General features: G+C 71.4%; 11 protein-coding genes. 4 read left to right on the plus strand and 7 right to left on the minus strand.

The genetic code is table 11. From position 1 onward, the window contains the following. Window positions 1-101 precede the first annotated feature (101 nt). The 6 genes from ACZ4WH_RS37960 to ACZ4WH_RS37985 all read right to left on the minus strand — a co-directional run bounded on the left by ACZ4WH_RS37960 (window position 102) and on the right by ACZ4WH_RS37985 (window position 7,934). Window positions 102-944, minus strand: a complete 843-nt coding sequence (locus tag ACZ4WH_RS37960) for a siderophore-interacting protein (protein WP_468189577.1) — start codon at window positions 942-944, stop codon at window positions 102-104. A 143-nt stretch (window positions 945-1,087) separates the two neighbouring features. Next, entirely contained in the window at window positions 1,088-2,134 is a 1,047-nt protein-coding gene (locus tag ACZ4WH_RS37965; protein ID WP_468189579.1) for an ABC transporter substrate-binding protein, read from the minus strand. A gap of 151 nt (window positions 2,135-2,285) precedes the next feature. Further along, window positions 2,286-3,446: an acyl-CoA dehydrogenase family protein gene (locus tag ACZ4WH_RS37970; RefSeq protein WP_468189581.1), complete on the minus strand. Its 1,161-nt coding sequence runs from the start codon at window positions 3,444-3,446 to the stop codon at window positions 2,286-2,288. A 5-nt stretch (window positions 3,447-3,451) separates the two neighbouring features. Further along, the gene (locus tag ACZ4WH_RS37975; RefSeq protein WP_468189582.1) at window positions 3,452-4,396 is read right to left on the minus strand and encodes a hydroxymethylglutaryl-CoA lyase; all 945 of its coding nucleotides are present in this window, start codon (window positions 4,394-4,396) and stop codon (window positions 3,452-3,454) included. Then, window positions 4,393-6,306 carry an acetyl/propionyl/methylcrotonyl-CoA carboxylase subunit alpha gene (locus ACZ4WH_RS37980; RefSeq protein WP_468189584.1) on the minus strand — a complete coding sequence of 638 codons (1,914 nt, stop codon included), beginning with the start codon at window positions 6,304-6,306 and terminating at the stop codon, window positions 4,393-4,395. Before ACZ4WH_RS37980 ends, ACZ4WH_RS37975 begins: the two co-directional genes overlap by 4 nt. A gap of 11 nt (window positions 6,307-6,317) precedes the next feature. Further along, entirely contained in the window at window positions 6,318-7,934 is a 1,617-nt protein-coding gene (locus ACZ4WH_RS37985; RefSeq protein ID WP_468189586.1) for a carboxyl transferase domain-containing protein, read from the minus strand. A 97-nt stretch (window positions 7,935-8,031) separates the two neighbouring features. Here ACZ4WH_RS37985 and ACZ4WH_RS37990 point away from each other — a divergent pair, with 97 nt between their 5' ends. The 4 genes from ACZ4WH_RS37990 to ACZ4WH_RS38005 all read left to right on the plus strand — a co-directional run bounded on the left by ACZ4WH_RS37990 (window position 8,032) and on the right by ACZ4WH_RS38005 (window position 11,575). Continuing rightward, window positions 8,032-8,628, plus strand: a complete 597-nt coding sequence (locus tag ACZ4WH_RS37990) for an SACE_7040 family transcriptional regulator (protein ID WP_468189588.1) — start codon at window positions 8,032-8,034, stop codon at window positions 8,626-8,628. A 218-nt stretch (window positions 8,629-8,846) separates the two neighbouring features. Continuing rightward, window positions 8,847-10,004 (plus strand): acyl-CoA dehydrogenase family protein, encoded by a 1,158-nt coding sequence (locus tag ACZ4WH_RS37995; RefSeq protein WP_468189590.1) that lies wholly within the window; start codon window positions 8,847-8,849, stop codon window positions 10,002-10,004. A gap of 47 nt (window positions 10,005-10,051) precedes the next feature. After that, complete coding sequence (locus tag ACZ4WH_RS38000; RefSeq protein ID WP_468189592.1) at window positions 10,052-10,933, plus strand: acyl-CoA thioesterase; 882 nt, start codon at window positions 10,052-10,054, stop codon at window positions 10,931-10,933. 246 nt (window positions 10,934-11,179) lie between these two features. After that, complete coding sequence (locus ACZ4WH_RS38005; protein ID WP_468189594.1) at window positions 11,180-11,575, plus strand: hypothetical protein; 396 nt, start codon at window positions 11,180-11,182, stop codon at window positions 11,573-11,575. Between the two features lie 174 nt (window positions 11,576-11,749). Here the strand turns inward: ACZ4WH_RS38005 and ACZ4WH_RS38010 are convergent, their stop codons facing one another. Beyond that, a complete protein-coding gene (locus tag ACZ4WH_RS38010; protein ID WP_468189595.1) occupies window positions 11,750-12,538 on the minus strand; it encodes a phosphatase in 789 nt (262 codons plus the stop codon). Window positions 12,539-12,598: the final 60 nt, after the last annotated feature.

A 12,598-nucleotide genomic window follows, 5' to 3' on the forward strand; every position in this document is an offset into this window, starting at 1 on the left:
TCCGAGGGGAGTCCGTGCGAGATCAACTTAGGTAAGCCTAACCTAAGTCTCGGGAGTCGAGGCATGCCTGGCCCCGTGGCCGATGTCACGAAAGGTCAGGTTTATTGCGCTGCTCGGAGTTGTTCCTCCGTCATGCCCTGCCGCCAGTAGCCGACGAAGGTGACGCGCCGTCGGTCCACCCCGCGCTCACCGACGAAGTGCCGCCGCAGCGCCTTCACCTGACCCGACTCGCCGGCGATCCAGACATACGCCCGCTCGACGTCCGGCAGGGGGGCGGCTCGTACGGCATCGACGGCCATGGGGGACCCGTCGTGCCGTACGAGCCACGTGATCTCCGCGTCCGCCGCCGTGCGCACGTCCTGGATGTCACCGGCGTGCGGCACCTCCAGCCAGGCCCGCGCCCGGGTGCCGGCGGGGAGGGATTCGAGGATCGCGGTCGCGGCGGGTACGGCGGTCTCGTCGCCGCACAGCACGACGAGACCGGTGTCCTCGGGCGGGCGGAACCGGATCGCCCGGTTGTCGGCGACGGCCGGGCCGAGCAGCAGCACCCGGTCACCGGCACCGGCGCGGGCGGCCCAGCGGGAGGCGGGGCCGGCGGGCGTGGCCGCGCCCGGCTCCACGCCGTGCAGGGCGAAGTCGATGTCTATCTCGTCGGGGTCGCGGCGCAGGGACCGCAGGGTGTACGACCGCATCACGGCCCGCACGTCGTCCGGCAGTTCCCGCCACCCCTGCCACCAGCCCTCGCCCAGCTCCAGCGGGACGACGGGTTCGGTCTGCCCGGGGTGCGGGAGGAAGAGCGACAGGGACTGGTCCCGTCCGTCCGAGTGGAAGGCGTGCAGATCGGCTCCGCCGAAGGTGACCCGGACCAGAGACGGCCCGAGCCGCCTCGTCCGTACGACCTGGAGGGAGAAGAAACGGAACGGGGCGGCTACGGCCGTCGTCATATGTGGCTCCTGAGTCTGTTTCAGGGGGCTGTGGTTCGCGCCCCGAAGGGGCGCGGGGAACTGCGCGACCAGCCACGGACGGCCGGCAGTTCACCGACTGCGAGGGGCCCCACGGCGCTGCGTCGGCCCTCGCAGCGGAGCGCCTAGCTGACCTTCTTGGCCTTCTCCAGGGCCTCCGCCAGATTCGTCAGCAGCGGCACGCACTTGTCGTACGACAGGATCGGTTCGGGCGACCGGGCGATGACCTGACCCGCCTTCACCGCGGGCAGCTTCTTCCAGGTGGCCTTGGTGATGTCGGCGGGCTGGATCGCCGAGGAGCGGTCGTCCATCATGATGATGTCGGCCTCGTACTTGTCGACGTTCTCCCAGCTCAGCGACTCGTACCAGCCACCGCCCTGCTTCTTGGCGCTCTCCGGCGGCTCCACGAAGTTCACGCCGAGGGCCTTGAAGTACTCCAGGTCGATGGAGAGGTTGGTGCCGGAGACGTAGAACAGCTGGTCGCTGGCGCTGCCGGCCATCACCTTGATGTCGGGCTTGGCCTTGGCGGCGGCGCGCAGCCGGGCGGCGGCGTCCTCGAACCGCTTCTTGGCGTCCGTCACCTTCGCGGCCTTCATGTCCGCGCCGAGCGACTCGGCGAGGTCCCACATGCGCTGGAGCGGCTGGGTGAGCTGGCGGTCGTAGACGGAGATGCCGACGCTGGGGGCCAGCTGGGCGATCTTCTTCTTCGACTCCTCGGGGACGTACCAGAGGGTGCCGGTGTTGTCGAACATCGTGGTGATGAGGACGTCCGGGGCGAGGGAGGCGTACTTTTCGATGCTGAACTGGCCCCAGGTGTTGCCGAGGACCGTCACCTTGCTGATGTCCATGTCGCCGGCCTGGACGTCGGCCTTCCCGGCGGTGGTCCTGGTCGGGCCGAACACGCCCTTCACCTGGATGCCGTAGTCGTACAGGGCGGCGCCGACACCGGTGAACGCGACGATGTTCGCGGGGACCTTGTCCAGCTTCACCGTCGTGCCGCGGTCGTCCTTGAAGGACCAGGGCCCGGACTTGCCGGCCTTCGCCTCCGTGCCCGAGCCGCTGTCTTTGCCCTTGTCGTCCCCGCAGGCGGCGAGCGCGGCACCGAGTCCGAGGGCGCCGCCGGCGGCGAGCAGGCCACGGCGAGTGAGGTGGGTGACACGGGCATGGGGCATGGGTATGACTGCTTTCGAACGGGGCGAAGCGCCCGCCGGACAAGTTCGAAGGTAGGTTAGCCTAACCTCAGCTGATGTCCAGGGGGCGGGTGACCACCCGTCCGCGATGACACGGGACCGGCAGCCGTGCGTCACCGGTCCCGTGCGGGGGTCAGCTCACCAGGCCCAGTTCGCGGGCGATCAGCATCCGTTGGACCTCGCTCGTGCCCTCGCCGATCTCCAGGATCTTGGAGTCGCGCCACATGCGGGCCACCGGATACTCGTTCATGAAGCCGTAGCCGCCGTGGATCTGGGTGGCCTCGCGGGCGTTGTCGACGGCGACCGTGGAGGAGTAGAGCTTGGCCAGTGCCGCCTCCTTCTTGAACGGCTCGCCGGCCACCAGACGGCTGGCCGCGTCGCGCCAGGCGAGGCGGGCCGTGTGGGCCTTCATCTCCATGTCGGCGATCTTGAACTGGATCGCCTGGTTGGCGCCGATGGGCTTGCCGAAGGCGCGGCGTTCCTTGGCGTACTTGACCGACTCGTCCACGCAGCCCTGGGCCAGACCCGTCGCCAGGGCCGCGATGGCGATGCGGCCCTCGTCCAGGATGCGCAGGAACTGGGCGTAGCCACGGCCCTGTTCACCCAGGAGGTTGGCGGACGGGACCCGGACGTCGCTGAACGACAGCTCACGGGTGTCCGACGCGTTCCAGCCGACCTTCGAGTAGGGCGCCGCCACCGTGAAGCCCGGTGTGCCCGACGGGACGATGATCGCCGAGATCTCCGGCCGGCCGTCCGGCTTGCGCCCGGTGACGGCGGTGACGGTCACCAGTCCCGTGATGTCCGTGCCCGAGTTGGTGATGAAGCACTTCGTGCCGTTGATCACCCACTCGTCCGTGTCCGGGTCCAGCCGGGCCGTCGTACGGGTCGCCCCCGCGTCGCTGCCGCCGTCGGGTTCCGTGAGGCCGAACGCGCCCAGGATCTCGCCCGCGCACAGCCGGGGCAGCCACTGGCGCTTCTGCTCCTCCGTGCCGAACAGGTGCAGCGGCATCGCGCCCAGCGAGACCCCCGCCTCCAGGGTGATGGCCACCGACGAGTCGACGCGGGCCAGCTCCTCCAGGGCGATGCCGAGGGCCAGATAGTCGCCGCCCATACCGCCGTACTCCTCCGGGAACGGCAGCCCGAACAGGCCCATGCGGCCCATCTCCCGGACGATCTCGTACGGGAACTCGTGCCGCTCGTAGAAGTCGCCGATCTTCGGCGCCACGACATCGTGCGCGAACTCCTCCACCGTGCGGCGGAGGTCCTCCAGCTCGGGGCTGAGACGGTGGTCCATGCTGATCACTGGTCCTTGTGGGAGAGAGCGCGGACGGTACGGGACGGGCTGGGCCGGCCCAGCTGTTCGGCCATCCACACGCTCGTGGCGGTCAGACGGCCGAGGTCGACCCCCGTCTCGATGCCGAGCCCGTGCAGCATCCAGACGAGGTCTTCGGTGGCGAGGTTGCCGGTGGCGGACCTGGCGTACGGGCAGCCGCCGAGGCCACCGGCGGAGGCGTCCACCGTGGTGACGCCGTGTTGCAGGGCCGCCAGCGTGTTGGCGAGCGCCTGGCCGTAGGTGTCGTGGAAGTGCACGCCGATCACGTCCGTCGGCACGCCCCGCTCGTTCAGCAGGCCGAGCAGCTCGCGCACCTGACCGGCCGTGGCCACGCCGATCGTGTCGCCGAGGCTCAGCTCGTCGCAGCCCATGTCCCGCAGGGCCGTGCAGACCCGGGCCACCTGCCGGGGCGGCACCGCGCCCTCCCACGGGTCGCCGAAGCACATCGACACATAGCCGCGCACGTGCACGCCCCGGTCCTTGGCCTGCCGCACCACCGGCTCGAACACCGCCAGCGACTCGTCCAGCGTGCGGTTGAGGTTGGCCTTCGCGAAGGACTCGGTGGCGCTGGCGAACACGGCGACGCGCTCGGCACCGAGGGCCAGCGCCCGGTCCAGGCCGCGCCGGTTGGGGACCAGCACCGGCAGGGCCACCCCGGGAAGGTCGCTCACCTGCGGGAACAGCTGCTCGGCGTCCGCCAGTTGGGGCACCCACTTGGGGTGCACGAAGCTCGTCGCCTCGATCGTCGTCAGGCCCGCGTCGGCCAGCCGCCGGATGAACTCCGCCTTCACCTCCGTCGGCACGGCCGTCTTCTCGTTCTGGAGGCCGTCCCGCGCGCCGACCTCGTGGATGCGCACCCGCGCGGGCAGCTCGGGGGCCGGTACGACCATGGGCAGACCGTCGACGCTCATTCCGCGGCCTCCTTGGGGGCGATGACGGCCAGCACCTGGTCCATGGCGACCGTCGTACCGGGCGTCACGTCCAGCTCGGCGACCGTGCCGGCGTGCGGGGCGGAGATGACGTGCTCCATCTTCATCGCCTCCACCACCAGCAGGCTCTGCCCGGCGGCCACTTCGTCGCCGACGGCCACCTTGACCACCGTCACCGTGCCGGGCATGGGCGCGGTGAGCGAGTCGGCACCCGCGTGGGCCGCGCGGTTCAGCGACGCGGCCACCGGGTCGTGGTCGCGCACCTGCCAGGCGTCCCCGTCGCGGCCGATCCAGTCACCGGCCCGGTGGAAGGTGTGCCGGACGCCGTCGAGGGTGACGGTCACGCGGTCGCCGGTGACGGTGTGGGTGCCGCGCGGGGTGTACGTCACCGGGTCCTGCGCCCGCAGGTGGAAGGCGGGCGGCTTCGGGGTGCCGCCGAGGCGCCAGCCGCTCGGCACCGAGAAGGGGTCGACCCAGCCCTCCGTACGCGGCTTCAGCCGCTCCAGGCGTACGGCCGCCGCCGCCTCGTACACCTCCTCGGGCACGTCCGTGGAGACCAGCTCGTCCACGACCCGCTCGACCAGGCCCGTGTCCAACTCGCCCGCGACGACCGCCGGATGCGCGAGCAGCCGGCGCAGGAAGCCCGCGTTGGTCTGCACGCCCAGCGTGACCGTCTGCGCGAGTGCCGCCCGCAGCTTCCTGAGCGCCGTCTCGCGGTCGGGGCCGTACGCGATCACCTTGGACAGCATCGGGTCGTACAGGCTGCCCACCTCGGTGCCCTCGGTGAGCCCGGAGTCGGTGCGGACGCCGTCGCCCTGCGGTTCGTTCAGCAGCAGGACCGTGCCACCGGTCGGCAGGAACCCGCGCGCGGGGTCCTCCGCGCAGATCCGGGCCTCCACCGCGTGGCCGGTCAGCCGCAGGTCCTCCTGGGCGAACCCCAGCCGTTCCCCGGCGGCCACCCGCAGCTGCCACTCCACCAGGTCCATCCCGGCGACGAGTTCGGTGACCGGATGCTCGACCTGGAGGCGGGTGTTCATCTCCATGAAGTAGTACTGCGAAGGATCGCCGCCCGGGACGATGAACTCCACCGTGCCCGCGCCCCGGTACCCGCACGAGCGGGCCGCCTGCACGGCCGCCTCGCCCATCGCGGCCCGGGTCCTCTCGTCGAGGAGCACGCTCGGCGCCTCCTCGATGATCTTCTGGTGGCGCCGCTGGAGGGAGCACTCGCGCTCGCCCAGGTGGACGACGTTCCCGTGGCCGTCGGCCAGCACCTGGATCTCGATGTGCCGGGGGCGGTCCACCCACCGCTCCACCAGCAGGGTGTCGTCGCCGAAGGAGACGCGGGCCTCGCGGCGGGCGGCGGCGATCTCCTCCTCCAGCACGGTCATGTCCCGCACCAGCCGCATGCCCTTGCCGCCGCCCCCGGCGGAGGGCTTGAGCAGCACGGGCGCGCCCAGTGCGCGGGCCGCCTCGGCGAGGTCGGGGTCCCGGCCTCCCGGCACCACCGGCACTCCGGCCGCCCGCACCGTCTCCTTGGCCCGGATCTTGTCGCCCATCAGCGCGATCGCGTCCGCCGGCGGGCCGATGAAGACCAGTCCCGCCTCCTCGCAGGCGCGCGCGAAGCCCGCGTTCTCCGCGAGGAAGCCGTATCCCGGGTGGACGGCCTGGGCGCCGGTGCGGGCGGCGGCATCGAGCAGCCGCTCCACCGACAGATAGCTCTCGGCGGCCGGCGCCGGACCGATCCGTACCGCCGTGTCGGCCTCCCGGACGTGCCGCGCGTCGGCGTCGGCGTCGGAGAAGACCGCCACCGAGCGCACGCCCAGCGAGCGGAGCGTACGGATGACGCGTACGGCGATCTCGCCCCGGTTGGCCACCAGCACTGTGTCGAACACGGTTCCCCTCCTCACATCCGGAAGACGCCGAACTGGGGGTCTCCCAGGGGCGCGTTGGCACAGGCCGTCAGGGCGAGGCCCAGCACCTGACGAGTCTCCAGCGGGTCGATGACGCCGTCGTCCCAGAGCCGGGCGGTGGCGTAGTAGGCGTTGCCCTGGCGTTCGTACTGCGCGCGGATGGGCGCCTTGAACGCCTCCTCGTCCTCGGCGGGCCAGGACTCGCCGCGCCCCTCCAGCTGGTCCCGCTTGACGGTCGCCAGCACGGACGCGGCCTGCTCGCCGCCCATGACGGAGATCTTGGCGCCCGGCCACATCCACAGGAAGCGGGGGGAGTAGGCCCGGCCGCACATCGAGTAGTTGCCCGCGCCGTACGAGCCGCCGACGACGACCGTCAGCTTCGGCACGCGCGTGCAGGCGACCGCGGTCACCATCTTGGCGCCGTGCTTGGCGATGCCGCCGGCCTCGTAGGCCTTGCCGACCATGAAGCCGGAGATGTTCTGGAGGAACACCAGCGGGATGCCGCGCTGGTCGCACAGCTCGATGAAGTGGGCGCCCTTCTGGGCCGACTCGGAGAACAGGATGCCGTTGTTGGCGACGATCCCGACCGGGTGGCCGTGGATGCGGGCGAAGCCGGTGACCAGGGTCTGCCCGAACTCGCTCTTGAACTCGGCGAACCGGGAGCCGTCGACCACGCGCGCGATGATCTCGCGGACGTCGTAGGGGGTGCGGGAGTCGACGGGGACCGCGCCGTAGAGGCCGTACGGGTCGACCTTCGGCTCGGTGACGGGCGCGACCTCCCAGGGCGGGGACTGCCGGGCCGGGAGCGTGGCGACGATGTTGCGGACGATCCTGAGGGCGTGCGCGTCGTCCTCGGCGAGGTGGTCGGTGACTCCGGAGACCCGGGAGTGGACCTCGCCGCCGCCCAGCTCCTCCGCCGTCACGACCTCACCGGTGGCGGCCTTCACCAGCGGGGGCCCGCCGAGGAAGATCGTGCCCTGGTCGCGGACGATCACGGCCTCGTCGCTCATCGCCGGGACGTACGCCCCGCCGGCCGTGCAGGAGCCGAGCACGGCCGCGATCTGCGGGATGCCCGCGCCGGACATCCGGGCCTGGTTGTAGAAGATCCGCCCGAAGTGGTCCCGGTCCGGGAAGACCTCGTCCTGCATCGGCAGGAAGGCCCCGCCCGAGTCGACCAGATAGACGCACGGCAGCCGGTTGTCGAGGGCCACCTCCTGGGCGCGCAGGTGCTTCTTCACCGTCATCGGGTAGTACGTGCCGCCCTTGACCGTGGCGTCGTTCGCGACGATCACGCACTCGCGCCCGCTGACCCGGCCGATCCCGGCGATCACCCCGGCGGCCGGGGCCTGTCCGTCGTACATCCCGTCGGCCGCGAGCGGGGCCAGCTCCAGGAAGGGCGAGCCCGGGTCGAGCAGTGTGTCCACCCTGTCCCTCGGCAGCAGCTTGCCGCGCGCGGTGTGCCGCGCCCGCGCCTTCTCGCCACCGCCGAGGGCCGCCGCGGCCAGCTTGGCGCGCAGCTCCTCCACGAGGGCGAGATGAGCCTGTTCGTTGGCCCGCCAGGCCTCCGACGCGGGATCTGCCGCGCTGTGAAGCTCCGGTGCCTCCTGCATCCTGCGGTTCCCCTCACCGGTGATCGAACCTGTTAATGAGCGTTAACCATCGCCACCAGGTTAACGACCGCTAACCTCGCTGTCTAGAATTGGCCGCATGGTGACCAGAACCGACGCCCCCACCCGCCGTGAGCAGATCCTCAAGGAGGCCGCCCGGCTGTTCGCCGAGCGCGGGTTCCACGGCGTCGGTGTCGACGAGATAGGCGCCGCCGTCGGCATCAGCGGCCCCGGGCTCTACCGGCACTTCCCGGGCAAGGACGCGATGCTCGCCGAGCTGCTGGTCGGCATCAGCGGGCAGCTGCTGACCGGGGCCAAGCGGCGCCTGGCGGAGGCCGACGGGGTCCCCGCGACCCGCATCCTCGACTCCCTGATCGAGGGCCACATCGACTTCGCCCTGGACGACCGCCCGCTGATCACCCTGCACGACCGCGAGCTGGACCGCCTGCGGGACAGTGACCGCAAGCTGGTGCGGCAGCTCCAGCGGCAGTACGTGGAGCTGTGGGTGGAGGTGGTCCGCGAGGTCTATCCGGGCCTGACCGAACCGGCCGCCCGCTCGGCCGTCCACTCGGTCTTCGGCCTGCTCAACTCCACCCCCCACCTCGGCCGCGCCGGCACGCTCCCCGGCCGGGGCACGACGGCGTCCCTGCTCCACCGCATGGCCCGGGGCGCGTTCGAGGCGGCGGGCGAGGAGTAGCCCGGCCGAGCTGTCCGCGCAGGTGACGGTGTGCGGTACGGAGCCGTCACGCTCCAGCAGGCCGGCGGCTACGGCATCGGGGTCGCCGGCGATCTCCGTGCCGGAAGCGTGACGAGCGTTACGGCGGGACCCCCCTGGACGGGATTCCGTACTCGCCGGTACGGTTGAGTGAGCAAGCGCTTAGACATGCCCGATGTCAGGTACGTGGAGGTGGCGGCGTGCGCCGTACGGTGTTCAACGAGGATCACGAGGCGTTCCGGGAGACCCTTCGCGCCTTCATCGAGGCCGAGGTCGTGCCGGTCTACGACGAGTGGTTCGCCGCCGGCCAGGCGCCGCGCGACTTCTACTACAAGCTCGGCGAGCTGGGCATCTTCGGCATCAGCGTGCCCGAGGAGTTCGGCGGCGCGGGCCTGGAGACCCACAAGTTCGAGGCCGTCCTCTACGAGGAGACCGCGCGCGCGGGCGTGCAGTTCGGCGGCTCCGGCGTGCACGTGCTGCTCGCCCTGCCCTACATCAAGATGCTCGCCACCGACGAGCAGAAGAAGCGCTACCTGCCGAAGTTCGTCACCGGCGAGGAGATGTGGGCCATCGCGATGACCGAGCCGGGCACCGGCTCCGACCTCGCGGGCATGAAGACCACCGCCAAGCTCTCCGAGGACGGCACGCACTACGTCCTCAACGGCGCCAAGACCTTCATCACCGGCGGTGTGCACGCCGACAAGGTGATCGTCTGCGCCCGTACCGCCGCGCCCACCGCCGAGGACCGCCGTCACGGCATCTCCCTGTTCGCCGTGGACACCAAGTCCGAGGGCTACTCCATCGGCCGCAAGCTGGACAAGCTGGGCCTGCGCACCTCCGACACCGCCGAGCTGGCCTTCGTGGACGTCAAGGTCCCGGTCGAGGACCTGCTCGGCGAGGAGAACAAGGGCTTCTCCTACCTCGGCCACAACCTGGCCTCCGAGCGCTGGGGCATCGCCTTCGGCGCCTACGCCCAGGCCAAGGCCGCCGTCCGGTTCGCCAAGCAGTACGTGCAGGAGCGCACCGTCTTCGGCAAGCCGGTCGCCCACTTCCAGAACACCAAGTTCGAGCTGGCCGCCTGCCAGGCCGAGGTGGACGCCGCCGAGGCGGTCGCCGACCGCGCCCTGGAGGCCCTGGACGCCGGCGAGCTGACCCCCGCCGAGGCCGCCTCCGCGAAGCTCTTCTGCACCGAGGTCGCCCACCGCGTGATCGACCGCTGCCTCCAGCTGCACGGCGGCTACGGCTACATGAACGAGTACCCGATCGCCCGCCTGTACGCGGACAACCGCGTCAACCGCATCTACGGCGGCACCAGCGAGATCATGAAGACGATCATCGCCAAGGACATGGGCCTGTAAGGCCCCGGACACCGACACGCGATCACTGGCCGGTACAACTACAGACCATGAGCCAGGCACTCCAGGATCTCCTCGATCTGCTCGACCTCGAGCAGATCGAGGAGAACATCTTCCGCGGCCGGTCCCGCTCCGCCGTCGTCCCCCGCGTCTTCGGCGGGCAGGTCGCGGCGCAGGCGCTGGTCGCCGCCGGGCGGACGGTCCCCGCGGACCGGCCCGCCCACTCCCTGCACGCGTACTTCCTGCGCCCCGGCGACCCGGGCGCCCCGATCGTCTACACGGTGGACCGCATCCGTGACGGCCGGTCCTTCACCACCCGCCGGGTGGTCGCCGTCCAGCACGGCAAGCCGATCTTCCACCTGTCGGCGTCCTTCCAGACGTACGAGGACGGCCTGGAGCACCAGGCGCCCATGCCCGCCGCGCCCGACCCGGTGACCCTGCCGACCTCCCACGAGCGACTGCGCGGCTACGGCCACCTCGCCCCCGACGTGGTGGAGCGGTTCCTGGAGGCGCGCGAGGCGATCGACCTCAGATACGTGGACGAGCCGCCGTACGGGCAGTACGGCGCGCCGCGCGAGCCCCATTCCCAGGTGTGGTTCCGCACCAACGGCAAGCTCGGCGGCGCCGTCGACGAACCCCTGCTGCACGTCGTCCTCGCCACCTACGTCTCCGACATGACCCTGCTCGACTCCGTGCTGCTCGCGCACGGGCGCGGCGGCTGGGCCGTCGGGGACGTCGTCGGGGCCTCCCTGGACCACGCGATGTGGTTCCACCGCCCCTTCCGGGCCGACGAGTGGCTGCTGTACGACCAGGAATCACCGTCCGCGCACGGCGGCCGGGGCCTGGGCCAGGCCCGCATCTACACGCAGGACGGGCGGCTCGCCATCTCGGTCATCCAGGAGGGTGTTGTCCGCGTGCCGAGACGGCCGTGACAGGGGCGCTCTTCGAGATGACGCGTGACAAATGTGGGATTAGGCTCTCAGAGTGAAGGCCGCAGTGAACGGCATGCCCGGCAGACCCGGTGTATGAGGTGCCCAGCGAGCGCCGTTTCGGTTTCAACTGGCTGCGGTGACACCTGAAGACCGCGCCGCGTTCTTCCCCTTTCGCAGCGGCGACGGCCATCCACCTCGTGCCTCCCTCGGGAGCGGCGAGAGACGATGGAGATGGAAGGTATTCCCATGCGATCACAGCGCGCGAGGCGTCTTGTCGCGATTTCCGCCAGCGGCCTGCTGCTGGCCGGCGGAGCCGCGATCGGCACGGCCGGAACCGCCTCTGCCTCGGACTACAACAGCCACAGTTCCTACAGCTCGAACTGGGGCGACGATGACGACGACTATGGCGACGGCGGCTACGGCGGCGACCACGGCGGCAACGGCGGCTACGGCGGTGACCACGGTGGCAACGGCGGCGACCACGGCAACGGTGGCGGCCACGGCAACGGTGGCGGCCACGGCAACGGTGGCGGCCACGGTGGTGGTGGCCACGGCGGCGGCGGTGGCGGCCACGGCGGCGGTGGCGGTGGCCACGGCGGCGGTGGCGGCGGCGGCCACGGAGGAGGTGGCGGCGGTCACTGAGCCGACCACGAACTGACGAAGTGGGGGGGGGGGGGGGGGGGGGGGGGGGGGGGGTGGGGGGGGGGGGGGGGGGACCCCCCCCCCCCCCCCCCCCACCCCCCCCCCCCCCCCCCCCCCCCCCCCCCCCCCCACCTCGGCTTTGAAGGAGCGTCAGGCGAAAACCCCCATGGAGCGTCAGTCCAGACCCGCCGCGGTGAGCAGATACGCCGTCATCGGGTCGTAGTGACGCGGGCTCACCACGTGGTCGTCCAGCGGGACGACGACCTGCACGGTGCCCTCCGACTCGGCGAGGAACAGCGCCGGGTCGTTGCAGTCGGCGTATCCCACGGAGTCGACGCCGTGCTGACCGGCGTACCCGGCCCAGCCGTGGTCGGCGACCACCAGGTCCGGCAGCGGGCGCCCGTCCCGCTCAAGTGCCGTGAGAATGGCCCGCATCGGCTCACCGGAGTGGGTGTGCCACAGCGTCGCCCCGTGCTCCAGAACGGCCACGTCCGCGAACTGCATCACGTACCCCTCGTCCGTCTGGAGCCCGTCGGGGATGACGACGATCTCGCAGCCGGCGGCGCGCAGCGCGGCGGCCGTGGACCGGTGGACGTCCAGCAGGCCGCCCGGGTGCCCGGTCGCGAACAGCACCCGCTGCCGGTCCTCGGCCGCCTTGCGCAGCCGGGCCGCCATGCGGTCGAGGGCGTCCACCGTCAGCTCGGGGTCGATGGTGTCCTGCCCGTACCGGTACTCCGGGTCGTCGTTGACACCCACCCGCTCGGCCATGACCGCGAGCACGTCCTGCTCGTCCGTCCAGCGGTCGCCCAGCTCCAGGCCGAGCCAGAAGTTGCGGACACCGTTGGCGAGCTGACGGTAGTGGGAGAGGTTGTTCTCGCGGGGCGTGGCGACGTCCCCCGCGATACGCGTGCGCACCAGATGGTCGACGAGCTGGGCGCGGCTGGGTGTCCCGGGTATCGGCATGCCTCCCATTGTGGGGCAGTGCGCGGCGCGCGTCCTCGGCATATCGCCCGCTGGGACGGG

It is taken from the genome of Streptomyces sp. NPDC029138 (genome assembly GCF_055564375.1).